Origin of the sequence: Natranaerofaba carboxydovora, assembly GCF_022539405.1 — a bacterium.
GTDB classification, from domain to species: domain Bacteria; phylum Bacillota; class Natranaerobiia; order Natranaerobiales; family Natranaerofabaceae; genus Natranaerofaba; species Natranaerofaba carboxydovora.
Genome location: NZ_CP054394.1, coordinates 506,126 through 525,504, shown reverse-complemented (window position 1 = coordinate 525,504; position 19,379 = coordinate 506,126). Strand labels below are relative to the sequence as shown.

Below are 19,379 nucleotides of genomic sequence, written 5' to 3'. Positions count from 1 at the left end.
ACTACTAGAATCAATTTAGTTTTATGTATTCGTTAAGCTTGGATATATCATTTATAATATTGTCTGATAAGTGTAATTTGGCTTTTTCTAAATCATTATATAGTTTTTTAACTGAATTTGTAGCCAAGTCGGTAAATATATCAACATCCTGATCAGTCAAAGAAGGAATTATATTCTCATTATAATATTCTTCTGATACTACTAAACTATAAACTGCGCTTGTGCCAGGCAGTAAACCAATCCCTCCTACTACATCGTTTAATTTGTCAGACATAAAAGTAATAGCACCCACATCCTGAGTTGATATTTCTATAATCTTTGAAATAGTTTCTATTTTATCCTGTGAGTACACATCTTCTTTCATTTTTTCACCTAATTCAATAATTCTTTTGGCTAAGTTTTTCTTATTTTCTTTCATTTGACCATCTACTCTTTTCATTGAGTTTTTGTCATATATGCAAGGATATTCAAGTTCCTGACAAGCTTTTTTAATACTTTCGCCTACAACTGGGTTATCATCCCTATCATCAGCTCTGATCAAAAAGGTAGACTCTTCTAATTCTTTTGAGATAGTCGGGGTGTAGGTTTTGCCTTCTACTACTATACTTGGGAGCATTCCTAGACCTAATTTTTCCATTAACTTTCCTTTGTTTCCTACCGGAGAATTTCCTTCCATATCTTCATTTGGACCAATACCACCAGCTGTTGCGTTCACAGTGGCAAGACAAGAAACCGGTACTTTGTTTATATCGAGAACTGTCCCCAAGATAAGGCCTTCGTTTCCTTCTAAGTTTTCAGTCTCAACATAAAATTTATTTGGACAGTTTTTAACAAAGCTATCAAGAGCAGCGTTGCAAAGAGCAGCTTGTAATGACACAGGCACCTCCATACCTCCCTGGCCATAACAACGTCCAAAAACATCCATCACTAAAGCTTGCGTTCTAATTGCCTCCCTGCCTTCTAATTTTTTCATAAGATTTGCTTCCTGAGGGGTTATTCCTCTTCTAGGAGATGATACTCCTATACCTCCGGATTCAGTAGCGACTTTTATCATGGCATTTATCCCTGTTTTTACTTCAATTTTTTTTATATTCAAAGAAATATCTGAAGCCAGTTTGAATAATTTAAGCAGTACAGCAAGCCCGCCTGAGTCATCCTGTACTAAGCCCTTATGGCTATGACTATGACCAACTCCAGCATGACCCAATAAACCTATTTTACCTTTACTAGCATCACTAAATCCTACTTTCATCCACAATTCCTCCTGTTACTACTGTTAAATAAAGTCAGCCCCAAAATCATCAAAGTATGGGGCTGACTTGTTTAGTTACATTATAATATTATTCCCATCAAAAGAGTAATTACAAACAATACTGCAAGACCTCCTAATATTGATGGTCTCTGGAACTTGTTTGCAGGCTTTAGTTCTGAGCCTGGAACTACAGGAATCGCCGTTGCTAGTGCAGCTACCGGCCCACCAGTTAAAAAGTACTGCATTAACGCGGCAGGGCCTGCTGCAGCAGCTGCTGCAGTTAGCGGATCAACACCTGTATTTAATACTATTCCCAAAAATGGAACTACTATTGCAGCAGAAGCTCCCTTCGACTGGGTTACAAATCCTGCTAGAGCAGACACAATAAACATTGTTTGAATTGGAGCCACACTTAAGACAGGATCAAACCAAACTGATAATAAATCTGGCAGTCCAATATTCTCGATAACAGATGACATAAACAAGAAACCAATTGTTGCAACAAGAGGGGTAGCTACTCTTTTAGCACCCTCTAACATTGCTTTTTCACCATCAAATAGAGATATTCCTCCAAGAAATGCAACTAACAGTGAACATAGGATACCTACTATAAAGACAGGATACCCCATGGCAAATCCAACAACTAGAACTATAAAGGGGAAAATGGCCTTACCGAAAGAGTCCACTTCACTATCTTCTAAAGAAGCAGCAATTTCATCAATTTTTTCTTTAGATAGTTCAATTCTTTTGCTTACTTCTTCTCTTTTTAGTCTCAAGTAACTAATTGCAAATACCGAAAGAGCTGTTAGCGTTCCAATTAAATTTATCATACCAAAACCGATACCTGCAGTAGCTATAACAGCGACCTGGGTTGGATGGGTAAAGCCTCCAAAGTTACCCAAATGTCCTGCATGTGCTTGAACACCAGCAACTTTATTAGCATCTACACCTAGTTTTGTGGCTGCAGGTCCAGTTACTGACGCTGTTATTGCAGGCTGAGTAAATCCAGTTAGTGCTCCGATCACTCCTGCTGCAATACCTCCTGCAGTACATACACCAGGCCCTCCACCTAATTTCCGACCTACATAGATGATCTTTTTGATTATAGCATCCAAAAATCCAGCTTTCTCCATAATTCCTATAAATAATAACACCCCGGCCATATCAGCTATTACAGGGTTTAGTCCATCATTAACCATTGAAACTATCGTTGTGCCTTCGTCACCTGTAATAGGAAAACCCGCTACTATCCCTGATACAGTTGCACCTACAATCGCAGTGATGTATAAAGGGGTCTTTCCGCTAATCATTAGAATCAATGTAAGTGCCATAACTAACTGTGCCCATAACATCGCTTGATCTCCTCCTCTCACGTTTAGTAAATATATTATTTCTTCCCAAAATAAAGGTTAGACGTTCCATCATCATCTATATCACCAGCTATCCCGGGTTCAGTCATTTCCTGAGGATGAAGTATTTTATTTATCTTCTCCTCTGGAAGTAAACCCTTTTCTAAAACTATTTCTCTTACACCCTTACCAGTTTCTAAAGATTCAAAAGCTACTTCTGAAGCGTTTTCATAACCTATATGAGGATTAAGTGCAGTAATTATACCAATACTTCTTTCTACAAGCTCATAACAGCGTTCTTTGTTAGCTTTAATCTTGGTAATGCATTTTTCAGTTAAAACTTCTACACCATTAGTCAAGCTTTCTAAAGACTCAAATAAATTGTGAAATAATACTGAAGTCATTACATTTAATTCAAGCTGACCAGCTTCAGCTGCCATTGAGATTGACTGATCATTGCCAATAACCTGAAAAGAAATTTGGTTTATTACTTCCGGTATGACAGGATTCACCTTTCCAGGCATAATTGAAGATCCTGCTTGAACTGCGGGAAGCTTAATTTCCATCAATCCACATTTTGGCCCAGAAGCCATTAATCTAATATCATTACACATTTTGGATAGATTAACAGCACAGGTTTTTAGTGCACCTGACAAGTTAACGTAATCATCCATGTTTTGGGTAGCATCTACTAAATGCTCACTGATCTCAAGCTCCCACCCACTGATATAGTTTAGCTGGTCTCTAGCCTCTTCAATATACATAAGATCTGCATTAAGGCCTGTCCCAACTGCAGTAGCACCAAGGTTAATATATTTTAGCTCTTTTAGCGCCTTGTCTATTCTTCTGATATCTCTAGATACAAACCTTGTATAAGCTCCGAACTCTTGTCCTAATCTAATCGGCACAGCATCTTGTAGATGAGTTCGACCAGTCTTTAGAACATCATCAAATTCCTTTTCTTTATCAAATAAAGCTTCATGAAGATCATCAAGATTTGCTATTAATTTTTTACCTAAATTAACTAATGCAATATTAAATGCAGTTGGTATTACATCATTAGTAGATTGGGACATATTAACGTGAGTATTTGGAGAAATAATATTATAAGAGCCTTTCTTTTCTCCAATTAATTCTAAAGCCCTGTTTGCAATTATTTCATTAGCATTCATATTAACAGGGGTGCCAGCTCCACCATGGATTACATCAATAATGAATTGGTCATCAAATTTTCCAGACATCATCTCTTTACTTGCTTGCTTAATAGCCTGACCTAGCTTTTTGGATAATTTACCTCTTTCCATATTTGCTTTGGCGGAGGCCCATTTGACCATACCTAAAGATTTGATTAGTTCAGGATTTATTTTGTGACCAGTAATAGGAAAGTTTTCTTTAGCACGCACTGTTTGGATCCCATAATATGCTTCTGACGTAATTTTCTTTTCACCAAATGCATCTTTTTCTGTTCTCATTTCTACCTCTTTTTCAGTTTCCATGAATACTGTTTCACCTCCTTATGTTTTAGTCTACAAAAGCTATCAGAACACCGCAAAAAGCACAAAGTAATTATAACACAACCTCATTTTATTTGTGAATACTCTAACACATAATTGAGATAAATATTATATATTTGACTCAAGTAAATGCAGTTTTAGAATTAGTTGACACGTCAACTAATTCAATTTAAAATTATCAGACAGGTCAAAGCGGCATCAAACAGGGAGGCACTAAAATTAGAAGAAAAAGGATACATTATTAAAGAAGTATCTAATGAAGACAGGACTTTCAAACAAAGAAAATGAAAAAATTACGATACTTTTAAACAAGATAAGTAATCAATTAGGTTCTCAAAAACTATAGGAGGAAACAAATTGGAAAATCAAAATCAGGTAATTGAAGTTAATAATTTAACGAAAAAATTTAATGGTTTAACAGCAGTTAATGATATCTCTTTTAATGTTCCAGAAGGAGATATATTTGCTTTTCTAGGTCCAAACGGTGCAGGAAAAAGCACAGCGATAAAAATTTTGACTACAGTACTTCGCCCTACTTCCGGGGAAGTAAAAGTTAATGGTTATGATATAGAAAAGGACGAACACAAAATCAGGGAAGCCATCGGAGTGGTTTTTCAAGAACATACTCTAGACAGTGAACTAACGGCTTACGAAAATCTTTATTATCACTGTGTACTTTATGGTGTACCAAAAAACGAAAGAAAAGACAGAATAGAAAATATGTTAAATAACGTAGGTTTATGGGACCGAAAAGATAGTCAGATAAAAACTTTTTCCGGTGGTATGAAAAGAAGAATTGAAATTATACGAGGGCTTTTACATTTCCCAAAAATCCTGATTTTAGATGAACCTACTACAGGTTTAGACGCCCAAACTCGCTTTTTTCTCTGGAACCACATAGAAGAAGTTAACAAAGATTACAAAATTACGATTTTTCTGACCAGCCATAACCTTGAAGAAGCAGAAAAGGTAGCTCGTAACATTGCTATAATAGATAACGGTAAAATTTTTGCAGAAGGTACTACAGATGAAATAAAGCAAAAAACTAATACAGGTTCACTTGAAAGAGCTTTTCTTGAAATCACAGGTTATGAGTTAAGATATTAAGATACCAATTTTAGGAAAATCACACTTAGTTTAGAGGGGGATTAATCTGTGGAAGTCATATATATGATGGCACTTAGACAGATGAAATTATTTTACCGCTCCAGACCAAGAGTTTTGGGTTCAATAGCACAACCAACTTTATTTTTACTTGCATTAGGCCTTGGCTTTGGACCGGTTTTTGAGCAGGCCGGTGACATCGATTATATTCAGTACCTAACCCCAGGTATTATAGGTATGTCTCTTCTTTTCGGCTCAATGATGAACGGTATGTCTATTATTTGGGATAAGAAATTCGGCTTTTTGAAAGAAACTCTGGTAGCTCCAGCTTCAAGGGTAGGTCTATTAATAGGACGCTGTCTTGGAGGAGCTATCACCGCCATGCTTCAAGGATTAATCGTTTTCGCTTTAAGCAGTATAGTAATGGGGTATAGATTAGGGCACATAGGCGTTGTACCTTTATTTATTGCTGTAATGCTAGTTATTGCTATGCTTTTCTCTTTACTTGGCACTGTTATCGCTGCAAAAGTCGATGACATGGAAGCTTTTCCTACAGTAATGAATTTTCTAATCTTGCCAATGTTCTTTTTGTCGGGAGCTATATTTCCTATCGAAAACCTTCCACCATTCGTAGCAACTTTAACTAGTTTCAACCCAATGACTTATGGGGTTAATCTTCTTCGGGCTACTATGAATGTTGAAGCTGGATTTTTGAATCTATTTGACCTTTTTATTTTGCTGGCCTTAATAACAATTTTGCTTGTTATAGGAAGGTCTGTATTTAAAAAAATCGAAACTTAATAACCATTGATTACCTATTATTGACTCTACTGCAAAAAGTCATATGAACAAAGTTTTGTTTTTAATTCATCATTACTTATTCAAAAAAGCATAGCTTATTAAGTTCTGAGCCATTTTAGCAGCCGTTAAAGCTTCCTTTAATGATTCTCTTTCTTTTTTGGTAAGTTTCTTTAAAATAATCTTATTGTCTGGCTGTTTCCCTTTTTTAATTTTGTTTATACTGTTTTTTATCCTTAACATCATTAGTACTTCATAAGCTGATTTGATGGATTCTGCATCTTTTAGAGAAAATACATTCTTCATTCGCAGCAAATTTATTCTATCGTGAGTATTTGTTTGTAAGACTCCTTCTCTTAAAGAAAAAATCCTGACACAGTCAACAATGTGGACGCAGGCTGACTTTTTTAAATCCAACGTATAATTAGACTCCTTATCTTTTTGGGGCTTAATTTGATTAAAAAATCCAATCGGAGGACTACTCTTAAGATCATCTTTGGCCAAAAATTCCTGAATAATACTGTTCTTTTTAAAAGTATTAACTGTAAACTTTTTAAGTTCCTCGCTGTATTTTTTCTCACCATAAATATGTCGAAAGTCTAGGAAAATAGTAATTCGCCTAATATTGTTTTCTTTAGGTCTTCTCATCCAGTTTTCTATTTCACTTTTCCAGTTGCTAAAAGATCGGCACCATTTAGGGTTATTTGCCATAACCTTTCCAGGGCATTTTTCGAAACCTATTTCATATAGACCTTCTATTATTTTATCCCCTAAGGCTAAAAAGTAATTTTGAACAGCATTTTCATCTAACTCTTTGGACAATATTTCGCTATCCTGGTATATAATCCCATTATCTTGATCAGTAGTTATAAACTGCTCTCTTCTGCCGCTGCTGCCCATATTGATAAAACTATATTTCACTGGAGGCAAACCATAACCCTCATCCGCCATTTCGGTTTCGCATATTTCAATCACCTTGTATGTTAATCGATCAAAAAATTCTGTAACAAAGGTACAAATCATTCTCGAACTTGCTTTATCTTCTACTAGTTCTTCCATTAAAATATCTATTTCTTTTCTAACTTTTTTTAGTTCCTCTATAGTAACAGCTTTTTCAATACTATCTATAATACTTAACAATCCTGCTCTTTTAGGGCCAATTAAGTCTCTAATGGTTATTATTCCTTTAAGAGCTTGATTTTTCGTAATAACTAAATGTTTGATTCTCTTTCTAATCATTAATATAAGTGCATGATAGATCTCCATACCAGGGGATAAAGTAAACATATTGTTGTAGACATCTTTAGCCTTTTTATTTACACTTGACGAGTTCTTAGCAACTATTTCATTTACCAAGTCTTTTTCAGTTATAATTCCTAGCGGTGTCTCGTTGTCATCTACTACAACGACAGAGCTTACATCCTTTTCTTTCATTACTTTCGCTGCTTTTTGCACAGAATCATTATAATTACATTTTATGACTGGATAATTCATGACCTCTTTTATACTGGTATTTAAGTATGAACTTTCAATACTGAATGAACCTGTGACTTCTGCGCCTTCTTCTTTTTGTACATTTTTCTTATCAAGTCTTTTCACCTTTTCCCCAAGTGCTTTCAAAAAATATTGAGAAAATTCTGGATTTTTGTTAGATAAAAACTCGAAAGTCTCTTCTTCAATAGCCAGGCATATCAGATCATTATCATCAGCAGCTTTAACCGCACTTAAGTATTGTTCGCCAGCAAAAAAACCTGCTTCACCAAAAAAGTTATAAGGCTTTTTTTCACCACCTTTTACCTCTTCAGCCCCTTTTTTAACCATCACTTCAGCTTTCCCAGACAAAACCATATATAAGTATCCTGTACTCTTTTCCTGATCTTTAAAAACATACTTACCTGGAGGATAGTGTTTTATAGTCAAGTCGTCAATTACAGATTCAATAGTCTGTTCGTCTAGTAATGAGAACGGAGAAATTCTTTTAATCGTTTCTAGATAATAACGGGGATGCCTAGTATCTAAACTCATTTTTCCACCCCCAAACAAAAAAGTGGTAATTTTATTCTACCACATATTTGAAATAAAAGCAGTAATTAACCAAAATTTTTCATCCTAAAATTATCAAAAGCACTGATTAATTCTTTTGAATACGGATGACTTGGGTTATTTAGTATTTCGTCAGATTGTCCTTGTTCAACAAGTTTGCCCTCATGCATAACCCCAAGCCTATCACTAGTAAAGCGTATCACTTCTAGGTCATGAGATATTAAAACAAGAGTTATATCCAAGTTTAGTTGGAGCTCTTTTAGTAAGCTTAAAACCTGGGCTTGAACTGAAACATCTAACATTGAAGTTGGCTCATCTGCAACTATAATTTGAGGTTTTAATAACAAAATTCTTGCCAGTACAAGCCTTTGTATCTGCCCTCCACTTAGTTCATGAGGATAACGCTTCAAATGCCCTTCTTTAAGCCCTACCATATCAAGAGAGCGGTGAATCAAATGCTTTTCTTCGGTTTTATCTTTAACTAACCTGTGAAGCCTTAAAGGTTCTACCATACTTTTATAAATTTTAAACATTGGGTTAAAAGAGGACTCGGGATGTTGAAAGACAATTTGTATCTTTGATCGAAGTTCAAATAATTGTTTTGGCTTTAGTTTAGTTATATCCAACCCATCTATAATAATATTACCTTCGCTAGGTTCTAAAAGTTTCAACAACAAATGGGCAAGTGTAGATTTTCCACAACCACTCTCTCCCACCAGGCCAAAAGTTTCACCTTTTTTTATCTCAAAAGATACATCATCTACAGCAGCAAAATAGGATTTCTTAAATATATTAGCCGAGACAGGAAACTTTTTTGTCAAGTTCTCTACTTTTATCACCAAGAAAGCACCTCACCATTCTATCTCCTTCCAAATTAAAGAGAGGGGGATGATTGTTTTTGCATTTAGAAATAGAATTAGGACAATAATCAAAAAACTTACAGCCATTAAATTCAAATTCATCTTGAGTTTTTGTAGTTGTAATTTGCGGTGTAAGCCTCTTAATTGGATTTAATCCGTTTTCGGGCAAAGAATTCAAAAGTGCTTTGGAATATGGATGAGCTGGATTATTAAGAAAAGAATCTATACCTGTATATTCAACTATTTCTCCACGATACATAATCCCAACTTCATCACACAGATAAGAAGCAACTTTTAAATCATGAGTAATTAACAATATAGACGAGCCCGTTAGCTCTTTCAGCTCTTTAATTAGCTCGACCACTTTTCTACGAACTATCGCATCAAGTCCTTTTGTTGGTTCATCTGCTACCAGCAGTGAAGGATCCGAAGACATACTGATTGCCGCAAGCACCCTTTGATTCATCCCTCCACTAAGCTGATGAGGATATTTTTCCATTTGGTCTTTTGGGGATGGTAAGTTTAATCTTTCAAAAATATTTAAAGTTTTCTTTTCTGCTTCTTTATGAGAAATACTAGAGTGTTTTTTTAAAGTTTCAACAACCTGAGTCTTGATCTTTAGAACAGGATTTAAAGATTTTGATGGATTTTGGGGGATTACAGCAAGTTCTTTTCCTCTTAACCGCTGCATTTTTTTACTATTTAAATCCAAGAGGTTCTCACCTTTAAAATAAATTTTGCCATCAATATGCGCATTAGGTGGCAAAATCCTCATTATTGACTTGCCAATCACTGATTTGCCACAGCCAGTTTCACCAATAAGCGCAGTGGTAGTATTATTTTTAATTTGTAAGTCTACGCCCTGTACTGCATTGACGATTTGGTCCTTTGTATGAAATTTGACATTTAAACCTTTTATTTTGATTAGAGGATCTGCAGTTTCAAACTTATTATTAACTCTCATTCTTAACCCTCACTTAAAAAATATATTAAAAATTATAATATAGTTAACTTCTACTAACTTCATCCTGGGATAATCCTTCACCAGTATACTGACTAAATTGATAGTTATTATAAGGACTCAAGTAATCCCTTAATCCATCACCCAATATATTAAAAGTTAAAACTGCAAGCATGATACTAAGTCCAGGAAATATGGATAGGTAAGGAGCTCTACCCATATAAGATACCCCCTGATCAAGTATTCTCCCCCATTCAGGCAAAGGAGGACCTGCCCCTAACCCCAAAAAGCTAAGACCTGAGATAGTGATTATCCTTGTCCCCATGCCAAGGGTAAACATTACAATAATGGGACTTAACGTGTTTGGCAAAATATGCTTAAACATAAGATAAGTATTTGAAGCTCCCATAGCTTTAGCAGATTTAACATAAGGTTCTTCTTTAATAGATAACACTAAACCCCTAACTACTCTAGCATAGTGGGTCCATCCTACAAGGGTCATTGCTATTACAATATTAGTAAGACTTGGCCCCATAATTCCAACCAATACAAGGGTAAGAATTATTGCAGGAAAAGACAAAACAATATCAGTAAGTCTCATTATAATCTCATCGATAAAGCCAGAATAATAGCCAGCTATTAATCCAAGTAATATTCCGATAATAGCGGTAAATAATGCCGCAAAAAAAGAAGCCCCAAGAGTTATCCTTGTACCATAAAGAAGTCTACTTAATAGACACCTACCAAATTCATCCGTCCCTAAAGGATAATCCCTACTAGGCCCCTGAAGTCTTGATTCTAGTTCCTGCGAGTCATACTCATAAGGTGCAATATAAGGGCCAAATAATGCCAAAAAACTAAATACCAATGTTAAGATAAGACCAATAATAAATAATTTATTTTTTTTCATCATGTTTCCCTCTTATTGTACTTTATTCTAGGATCAATTAAAACATAAAGAATATCGATTAATAAGTTCACCATCACAAAAACGACTGTAATATACAAAACAACACCCTGAATCACCGGAAAATCCCTTGCCGATACAGCATCATATAACAATCGTCCAATTCCAGGCCTAGCAAAAATATTTTCTACTATAACCGCTCCTTCAAAAGCCCATCCAATTTGAAGTCCCAAATATGTTATAACTGGAATCATTGCATTTTTAAGTGCATGTCTATTAACAACTTCCCAGTTTGAAAGCCCTTTTGCCTTTGCAAATTCTGTATACTCCTGCATTAACACATCAAGCATACTTGAACGAATCAAACGTGTAGTCATAGCAGCCATCCCTGTTCCAAGAGTTATCCCCGGAAGTATGAGAGTTTCTATCCCTCCTCCACTGCCATAGACAGGAAAAATACCAAGATGAATAGAAAAAACTAGCATTAACAAGAGTGCAAGCCAAAAATTTGGCATACTCACACCTATTAGTGCACCTATCATACTAAGGTAATCAATGATACTGTTATGCTTAAGTGCTGATATAATACCAATAGGTACGGCTATTACTATTGCAACAAGCATACTAAAAAGACTAAGTTTTAAAGTATAGGGAAACACCCGTATAATTTCTTGAGTCACAGGATTACCTGTAACCATTGACTCACCTAAGTCTCCCCTGACCGCTCCCTTTAACCAATTATAATATTGAATATGAAGAGGCTGATTTAAGCCCATCTCATCTCTAACTTGCTCTACTGCAGCAGGAGGAGGATCCTCTCCCCCCATTTGCTGCCTTAAAGCCTGCCTCGCGGGATCCCCAGGGGTAAAGTAAACAAGAGAAAATGTAATTATAGAAACCCCAAGTAGTATAGGGATTAAAACAAAAAGTCTTTTTATGATATAGCTTAACATTCATTATTCTCCTATTCGATGCTAAGGTAGTTTAGGCCAAAAGTATTCTCTAAAGGATGCATCTTGTAACCCTGTATGTTAGAGCTAACAGCATCAACATTTACGTAATGATTCAAGAATATTACCGGAACATCATCAACAATTACCTCTTGTGCCTGTTTATATATTTCTCTTCTCTCTTCCATATCCTGGCTAGAATTAGCTTTTTCTAAAAGCTCATCTAAATCTTCATTTTTGTAACCGTAAGCACCATAACCACTACCTTCAGTGTTTTTAGAATGATAATCATCCATGAAATATAATCCTGGATCAGGGATAAAACCAAGATTTCTACTCATAAGATACAAGTCAAATTCTCCCTGGTTCCTCAATTCCTCCGCCTGCCCGTATTCAACAATATTAAGATTAACATCTATACCAATCTGACTAAGATCAGAGTATAAAACCTCAGCAATATCTGGCAGTTCAGCTCTCTCAGGATAAGTTACAATTTCAATGGATAGCTTTTCGCCGTCTCTTATCAATTCACCTTCGTCATTTTTTTCAAAACCAGCACTTTCTAGAAGTTCTTCTGCTTTATCTACATCATAAGAATAATCTTCCATATCTTCACTTGCCCATTCTGAAACTTCAGGGAAAGGACCATTTGCAGGTTTGTCTATACCTGCCATGATATGCTCGACTATAGCCTCTTTGTCTATTGCATGGCTAATTGCACGTCTTATTTCTAAATCTTGAAATAGCTCCTTATTTTTATTAAAAGTTAATGTTCTAGCCCTCATTATCGGCTCTGTATATTTCTCTATATCATCATAATTCTCTAATTCTTCTGCCATGTCTGCTGGTAAAATTTGAGCGATGTCAAGTTCATTATTTCTAAGCATCATATTACGGGTTGATGCTTCTGATATGCCCTTATAAGTAATCTCTTCTACTTCTGCGACTTCACCCCAGTAGTTTTCATTTTTTACAATAGTAATTTGCTGATCCTGTTCCCACTCTTTGAATTCGTAAGGACCTGTAGCAATCAAATCTTTAAAATCACCGTTTTCATCGATCGATTTCTTGGATATAGGCGCCGTCTCACCTTTGGTCATATAAGAAGGTAGCGGTGCAAAATACTCCGAGGTAGTAATCTCTATAATATAATCATCCACTGCATTAATATCTTCAATCGGAACATCTGCAAACAAAGTACCTTCTTCTTTTAATCTTTGTATAGATTTTTCTACTGCTTTGGCATTAAGCTCTGTCCCATCGTGAAACTCTACATCTTCTCTCAACGTAAATGTCCAGGTAAGACCGTTTTCAGAAACGTCCCATTCATCAGCAAGTCCAGGAACTAACTCATTCTCATAATTAACACTCACAAGAGTGTCTAATATACCAAGTCTTTGACTCATAGTAGCATCACGTACAGGATCTAGTCTTTCAGGAAACCATGGTCCACCAATAGTCAGATGATTATCTGCCTCACCATCTTCTGATGTTTGTTGTGAGTCTTCTCCTTCACCACTACCACAACCTACTAATGCCGTAGTGATTATAACAAGCATTGATAATAGTATTATTAATATATTAGATCTAGACAATTGATTTAGTATCTGCATTTTAACACTCCCTTGTACAACTTTTATAATATTACTTTTCGCACCAGAATCAATTCAATTATTTTTCAGCACTAATCAAAAAAAGCGGCGCATAACTATACAAAACTTTTTGCCTATTATCATAAACTTTATCTGTTATATCTTCATTAATATTTAGATTTTTAAAGCCAACATCTAAAAGTGATTTTTTATCCCATTCAGGTCTTTTTTCGTATGTTAAAGGAAGTTTCTTGGCTATGTTATTACATTCCTCTTGTTGGTTCTTAGTAATCTCCTTGTCTAAGTATCCCATTTCTCTTGCCCGTTCTTGAGATTGTTCGTATTTCTTTTGGGACAAGTCATCAGATAAGCGCAAAAACCAATTAGCATCAATAACGACAAGCCTGCCACCTTTTCTAAGTACACGATACCATTCCTTATATGCTTTGTCTGGAGAAACAAGTGTCCAAACCAGGTTCCTGCATATTATAAAATCAAAGGATTCATCTTCAAAAGGCAGTTCATGACAATCTGTTTGCGAAAAAGTAGCATTATATCCAGCAATATTAATGTTACTCTCTGCTTCATTTATCATCTCTTTAGAACAATCTACACCTGTAACACTAAAACCCAACTCTGACATTATAATCGGGAAAAACCCAGGTCCGGTACCTATGTCCAAAGCATCGCTACAATCATTTCCTTTGTATTCTGTAATAATTTCTTTCCATGCTTCTTTTTTGAAAGAGTTCATATCAGTCATAATTTTTTCACTATAATTTCCTGCTCTTTTCTCCCAGTAATTAGTTATTCTTTCCTGATTAATAAGTAACACCCCCGGCCCCTTTATAGTAACACGATACGCATAATTAGTGACACGACTTCATTTTAATTTAATTTTCTTATTTTGTCAAACGTCCAATTTTAAAAATGCAGTTTATTTTCTATTGACAGGTATTAAATGAAGCTATAAAATTTAAATGAGGCTGAAAATCATTCTCAATCATTCTCAACTAGCAAAAATTATTTTTCTAACAAGAAAAGTATTATTTAGGGGGAGTTAGTTTTGTCCTTCATGACAAACACCTTTCAATCGTGGGAAAAAATGTGCTGTAATATAACCCCATTGTTTAAATTATACAATATGCTTTATTCAAAAGTAGTAAAAAAAGAAATTTTCTTAGGCAGTTTATCAAAAAATGATGTTATCTTAAATATAGGGTGCGGGGCGATACCTTTTACCGCAGTCCACTTATCATCGATTATCGGAGCCAAAGTCATTGCGGTTGATAAAGATGAAGAAGCCATTGAAAAAGCAAGTTACACTCTAGAAAAACATAACCTAGCAGATAATATAGAGTTTGTTAAGGCCGATGCTTCTGAATTTGCACCTGTATCCTTTACCGCTTCAATAGTAGCTCTTCAAGTAGAACCTAAAGAAAAAATCCTAGATAATCTTTTGTCTCATGGAGAAAATGGAGCACGGATAATTTTTAGACAGCCAAGAGATGTTTTTAAAACTCAGTATGATTATATTAGTAAAGCCTATCCCCCTGATGCCGTTGTATCACAATCAATGAAAACAATAGACAAATCAATATTGTACATTAAAAAATAATTTGGCGAGCGGGTGAAATCAAAATTGTCTTTTAAAAAAAATAATTTATACTTACTTTATATAGCTGGTATTTTAGTTTTAACTTTTTTAGTTTTTTTAGTTGGATTTGACGAAGTAAAACAAATCATTAGCAGAGTACACCCCCTAAACCTTTTATACCTTGCAATACTACAAATTTTGACCATCTTAATGACAGGTTATATCTGGTTCTTTTTAATCAGAAAATTTAACCAAGAAGTATCACTAACTACTGTACTAGGAATTCATCTAGCAGGCACTTTTGTAGAAAGTGTTACTCCATCAGTAAAACTTGGAGGAGAAACAGCAAAAGTATATTTAATGAGACAGCGAACTTCTATATCATATCAGGAATTAACTGCTATAACCCTAGTAAGCAAATATTTTTCTCTAATTCCATTCGTAATAATTAGTTTTTTTGTTGTTATATATACACTTTTCACCTGGGATTTACCTGTTGTTGTTTACCTATCTTTTTTAAGTCTGATCTTTTTATTAATATTATTTTTTTTGTTTTTTAGATTAGACTTAATGGGAAAAAGTCTAGGCAGGATTTTTCAAAATAAAAAAATCCTTGATAAGTTAGAGAAAGTCACAAATTTCATTAAGGAAGCTTCAGGTATCTCAAGAAAGCTCACCAAGCTTACTGACAAATGGCAGCTTATGTTAATAGCTTTTTTGGTCTGGATATTGTATCCAGTAAAAGTATACCTGGTTTCTAATACTCTTGGTTTTGAAATTAGCTTCACACTATTAGTTATAGCTACATTCACAGCTTATCTTGTTAATATGCTCCCTTTATTACCTGGTGGGCTGGGTTCTTTTGAAGGAAGTATGGCACTTGTATTTACTTACGCTGGTCTTACTTCAGCAGAAGGGCTGTCTATTGCACTTGTAACAAGGTTTATTACTTTTTGGTTTCCCCTTGTTTTATCAGCAGGAGTCGCTGTACTCCTTGTTTATAATAGAAAAGCTAGTTTAATTAAAAGCCAGCAAGAAACAAAATGAAGACATATGAAGACACATAATTATAAATTTTAAAAAAATAAAAAAAGAGGTGAGTTGTAAATGGAATTTTGCTTAGCCAAAGTCAACCCTTTTAAAATTAAAAAAGACAGCGATAGTAAAGATAACGGGAAAAATATTTTAGATAACGCCAAAATCACCCTTGAGGATCTTACGAAAGGTCAAGAATATACTATCTATAAAGTACCAGAGAACCCTCTGTTAGAATCATTGGGATTTAGGCCCGGCAAGAAAGTCACTTTAAAAGCTAGAGAATGTTTTAAGGGACCTATGGTTTGCTCTGTGGAGGGAAGAAATGTAGCTATTAGTAGAGACATTGCCAAAGAAATTATTCTACATTAAAAAGTAATTCTAATACCAAAAGTTATTAAACAATTATATCTTAGATGAAATAGACAATTGTACAAGGAGGACAAGTAAAATGCCTTCACACCAAGATTCAAAAGACAATTCAAATCCGGTCAATGTGCTTCTAATTGGCCCTCCAAACATCGGAAAAAGTGTTATTTTCAATCGGATCACAGGAATGGATATAGGTGTAGCTAATTATGCAGGAACTACTATAGAATATACCGCAGGACGAGTGGAAATTGATAAATACCTAATTAACTTAATCGACGTGCCAGGAACTTACTCCCTTAATGCCTCCAATGAAGCAGAAAAAGTTGCTGTTGATATGCTAAAAGGAGAAATATCAGATAAAAACAATAAACATTGTCACTCGGAAGAAGGAGTTAACCTAACATCTAAAAAACCGGCCGCTGTAATCTGTGTCTTAGACGCTTTAAATTTAGAAAGCAGCCTGCATCTTCTGTTGCAGGTTTTAAATTTTGGTATACCAGTTATGGCAGTAATTAACCGCATAGACTTGATACAAGAACAAGGTACAGCTATCAATTACAAATATTTAGAAGGCAAACTAAACATACCTATAATCCCTACTATCGCAGTAAAAGGCGAAGGGATTAATAATATTGAAAATACGCTGGCAAAAATTCTGAATGACAAAGATAAGTTTTATGCCAGTCAAAAAACTGGCAAAGATATAAAAGATAATAAAGGGTCTTCTGTCAATAAATCTAATGAAAGTTTAGATTTGTGGAAATTGGCAGAAGAAATCTCTGGTTCATCAAAAACACAAGTGGCAACAAAAGAAGTATCCCTACGCCAAAAATGGGGAGAACTACTGATACAGCCCTGGCCCGGGCTACCCCTTGCTTTTGTTATATTATTACTGGTATTTGGTCTAGTAGTCGGGGTCGGAATGGGGCTAAGACAGTTCTTGCTTCTGCCTCTTTTTAGAGAATTAATAATACCTGCTGTAGTTATGGTAGTAGAAAATATTATTCCTCCGGGTGTAGTCCAAAGGATTTTCATAGGCGAGTATGGTTTTTTGGTGAAAGGACTTGAGTGGCCTTTTACTCTAGTTCTACCTTATGTAATTTCGTTTTACGCTGCACTTAGCCTTCTAGAAGACAGCGGCTATCTTCCAAGGCTAGGTAGTCTTTTAGATGGTTTGTTAAATAAAATCGGTCTACAGGGTTCTAGTGTAATCCCTCTACTACTCGGTTATGGCTGTGGAATCCCTGCCATTATGGCTACTAGATCAATTACTTCTTACAAAGAAAGAATAACAATATCAACACTTGTTAGTCTTAGCATTCCCTGTGTTGCTCAGTCAGGCGCTCTAATAGCATTATTAGCTGCAGCCGAAAATTCAGTTGGTTTAGTTATAGCCGTATTTTTCGTCTCTTTCACTGTCATTGCTTTTACAGGTCTTGCAATGGACCGTATTTTAAAAGGTGAAAAACCTTATACTCTGATGGAAATACCTGAATTTTTACTGCCTCGTGGAGAAGTACTTTTTAAAAAAATCTGGCTTAGGATAAAAAATTACGTAACAGATGGGGCTCTTCCAATGGTAGGTGCAGTAGGCCTTGCAGCATTTTTATATGAAACAGGTATAATGGCAATAGTCGGAAGGCTGCTAGAACCATTAATAGAAACTTGGCTTCTTTTACCAGAGGAAGCAGCAGTTCCCCTAGTCCTTGGGGTAATGCGTAGAGAGCTAACAGTTCTTCCCTTACTTGAAATGCAGTTAACAACGGTTCAGTTATTTACAGGAGCCATAGTTGGCCTGTTTTATGTACCCTGTATAGCTATAGTCGCTACTTTGGCTAAGGAATTTAATCTCAAAACTGCAGTCTTCGTACTTATATTAACTACAACTACAGCTTTTTTGATAGGTGGAATTCTTGCAAGAGTTGGAGGGCTAATCTTTTAAATGAAACGAATACTAGAAGATTATCAGTGGCTTCTCTTGATAATAGCTATAATCGTAGGTTTAATTATTGGTCAAGTTAATACGCTTTCAAATATCTCTTCACTTTTTATAATGCCTTTTCTAATGACAATGTTATTTGGGACTTTTATTCAAATACAGCCTGCAAGCCTAAAAAAAGGGTTCAAAAATTTTAGGCTTGCAGGCCTTAGTCTTGTAATAAATTTTTTGTGGACACCGCTTTTGGCTTTTGGTCTTGCTTATATCTTTTTGAGGGATACTCCAGATGTTTATATGGCCATGATAATGGATTTGGTAACACCCTGTACAGATTGGTACTTGGTCTTTACAGGTCTTGCAGCAGGAAATGTAGCCTTCTCTACTACCCTTTTACCTTGGAATTTACTCTTTCAGCTTGTGCTTCTACCCCTTTATTTATTTTTATTAGCAGGAGCTGTGGTAGAAATTGAACCTTATATATTTTTTGAAAGTTTTTTTCGAGTTTTACTGATTCCTTTTATAACAGCATTTATAGCAAGGTATTTTATTTTACGTTTTAAAAGTAAAGACTGGTTTGAAACAAAATTACTTAATAATATAGATGCTTTTCAGGCTTTTTTTCTAATCCTTGCAGTCATAGCTATTTTTTCCTCTCAAGGGCAAATATTAATAGATAACCCGGCTGTTTTATTAGCACTGTTAATACCTGTTATATTATTTTTTGCCATCAATTTTGTGTTGGGACTTACTATTAGCCGTTATCTAAAATTACCTTATCAGGATGCAGTAAGCCTAATAATTACCACACTTGCCCGTAATGCTCCTCTTGCAATGACTATTGCCATAGCCGCCTTTCCCGAAAGACCTCTCGTCCCTTTAGTTCTTGCAGTTGAATCTTTAATTGAACTTCCATTATTATTTGTTATTGCCCAACTATTACTGCTTATAAAAAATAAAAAAATGTATCCATATTTAGACAACAACTAGAAAAGTTCGATTTGACTATCCGTATCAAATGGTGATAAACTAAAAATAATAATTATTCTGTCTAATATTGGATAATAATAAAATATTTTTGTATTCTTTTTTATTTTTGATTATTTGCC

18 protein-coding genes are annotated in these 19,379 nt (G+C 35.1%); 8 read left to right on the top strand and 10 right to left on the bottom strand.

Annotated elements, in window-relative coordinates:
- Window positions 1-10 precede the first annotated feature (10 nt).
- The 3 genes from ACONDI_RS02500 to ACONDI_RS02490 form a co-directional block, all read right to left on the bottom strand.
- Window positions 11-1,252: a hypothetical protein gene (locus ACONDI_RS02500; RefSeq protein WP_241079917.1), complete on the bottom strand. Its 1,242-nt coding sequence runs from the start codon at window positions 1,250-1,252 to the stop codon at window positions 11-13.
- An 80-nt stretch (window positions 1,253-1,332) separates the two neighbouring features.
- The gene (locus ACONDI_RS02495; protein ID WP_241079916.1) at window positions 1,333-2,604 is read right to left on the bottom strand and encodes an SLC13 family permease; all 1,272 of its coding nucleotides are present in this window, start codon (window positions 2,602-2,604) and stop codon (window positions 1,333-1,335) included.
- Window positions 2,605-2,639: 35 nt separating this feature from the next.
- Window positions 2,640-4,097, bottom strand: coding sequence for an aspartate ammonia-lyase (locus ACONDI_RS02490; protein ID WP_241079915.1), 1,458 nt, complete (start codon window positions 4,095-4,097; stop codon window positions 2,640-2,642).
- Window positions 4,098-4,262: 165 nt separating this feature from the next.
- Here ACONDI_RS02490 and ACONDI_RS02485 point away from each other — a divergent pair, with 165 nt between their 5' ends.
- The 3 genes from ACONDI_RS02485 (at window position 4,263) to ACONDI_RS02475 (ending at window position 6,020) form a co-directional block, all read left to right on the top strand.
- Complete coding sequence (locus ACONDI_RS02485; protein WP_241079914.1) at window positions 4,263-4,403, top strand: hypothetical protein; 141 nt, start codon at window positions 4,263-4,265, stop codon at window positions 4,401-4,403.
- A gap of 69 nt (window positions 4,404-4,472) precedes the next feature.
- Entirely contained in the window at window positions 4,473-5,222 is a 750-nt protein-coding gene (locus ACONDI_RS02480) for an ABC transporter ATP-binding protein (protein WP_241079913.1), read from the top strand.
- A gap of 48 nt (window positions 5,223-5,270) precedes the next feature.
- On the top strand, window positions 5,271-6,020 hold the full coding sequence (locus ACONDI_RS02475) for an ABC transporter permease (RefSeq protein ID WP_241079912.1): 750 nt from the start codon (window positions 5,271-5,273) through the stop codon (window positions 6,018-6,020).
- Between the two features lie 72 nt (window positions 6,021-6,092).
- Here the strand turns inward: ACONDI_RS02475 and ACONDI_RS02470 are convergent, their stop codons facing one another.
- From ACONDI_RS02470 to ACONDI_RS02440, 7 genes are all read right to left on the bottom strand, one after another.
- Entirely contained in the window at window positions 6,093-8,042 is a 1,950-nt protein-coding gene (locus ACONDI_RS02470) for a DUF294 nucleotidyltransferase-like domain-containing protein (protein WP_241079911.1), read from the bottom strand.
- A gap of 65 nt (window positions 8,043-8,107) precedes the next feature.
- Complete coding sequence (locus ACONDI_RS02465) at window positions 8,108-8,899, bottom strand: ATP-binding cassette domain-containing protein (protein WP_241080916.1); 792 nt, start codon at window positions 8,897-8,899, stop codon at window positions 8,108-8,110.
- On the bottom strand, window positions 8,853-9,884 hold the full coding sequence (locus ACONDI_RS02460) for an ABC transporter ATP-binding protein (RefSeq protein ID WP_241079910.1): 1,032 nt from the start codon (window positions 9,882-9,884) through the stop codon (window positions 8,853-8,855). The genes ACONDI_RS02465 and ACONDI_RS02460 overlap by 47 nt, the downstream gene beginning before the upstream one ends.
- Before the next feature lie 43 nt (window positions 9,885-9,927).
- On the bottom strand, window positions 9,928-10,791 hold the full coding sequence (nikC, locus tag ACONDI_RS02455) for a nickel transporter permease (RefSeq protein ID WP_241079909.1): 864 nt from the start codon (window positions 10,789-10,791) through the stop codon (window positions 9,928-9,930).
- Window positions 10,791-11,741 (bottom strand): nickel ABC transporter permease, encoded by a 951-nt coding sequence (nikB, locus tag ACONDI_RS02450; RefSeq protein ID WP_241079908.1) that lies wholly within the window; start codon window positions 11,739-11,741, stop codon window positions 10,791-10,793. The genes nikC and nikB overlap by 1 nt, the downstream gene beginning before the upstream one ends.
- An 11-nt stretch (window positions 11,742-11,752) precedes the next feature.
- Window positions 11,753-13,351, bottom strand: a complete 1,599-nt coding sequence (locus tag ACONDI_RS02445) for an ABC transporter substrate-binding protein (RefSeq protein WP_241079907.1) — start codon at window positions 13,349-13,351, stop codon at window positions 11,753-11,755.
- Between the two features lie 58 nt (window positions 13,352-13,409).
- Window positions 13,410-14,165, bottom strand: coding sequence for a class I SAM-dependent methyltransferase (locus ACONDI_RS02440; protein WP_241079906.1), 756 nt, complete (start codon window positions 14,163-14,165; stop codon window positions 13,410-13,412).
- 240 nt (window positions 14,166-14,405) lie between these two features.
- On the opposite strand from ACONDI_RS02440, the gene ACONDI_RS02435 reads away from it, so the two are divergent.
- The 5 genes from ACONDI_RS02435 (at window position 14,406) to ACONDI_RS02415 (ending at window position 19,260) form a co-directional block, all read left to right on the top strand.
- Entirely contained in the window at window positions 14,406-14,948 is a 543-nt protein-coding gene (locus ACONDI_RS02435; RefSeq protein WP_241080915.1) for a class I SAM-dependent methyltransferase, read from the top strand.
- Between the two features lie 24 nt (window positions 14,949-14,972).
- The gene (locus ACONDI_RS02430; protein WP_241079905.1) at window positions 14,973-15,974 is read left to right on the top strand and encodes a lysylphosphatidylglycerol synthase transmembrane domain-containing protein; all 1,002 of its coding nucleotides are present in this window, start codon (window positions 14,973-14,975) and stop codon (window positions 15,972-15,974) included.
- Window positions 15,975-16,034: 60 nt separating this feature from the next.
- Window positions 16,035-16,334: a FeoA family protein gene (locus ACONDI_RS02425; protein ID WP_241079904.1), complete on the top strand. Its 300-nt coding sequence runs from the start codon at window positions 16,035-16,037 to the stop codon at window positions 16,332-16,334.
- Window positions 16,335-16,413: 79 nt separating this feature from the next.
- Entirely contained in the window at window positions 16,414-18,276 is a 1,863-nt protein-coding gene (locus tag ACONDI_RS02420; RefSeq protein WP_241079903.1) for a ferrous iron transporter B, read from the top strand.
- Window positions 18,277-19,260, top strand: coding sequence for an arsenic resistance protein (locus ACONDI_RS02415; protein ID WP_241079902.1), 984 nt, complete (start codon window positions 18,277-18,279; stop codon window positions 19,258-19,260).
- The last annotated feature ends 119 nt before the right edge of the window (window positions 19,261-19,379 follow it).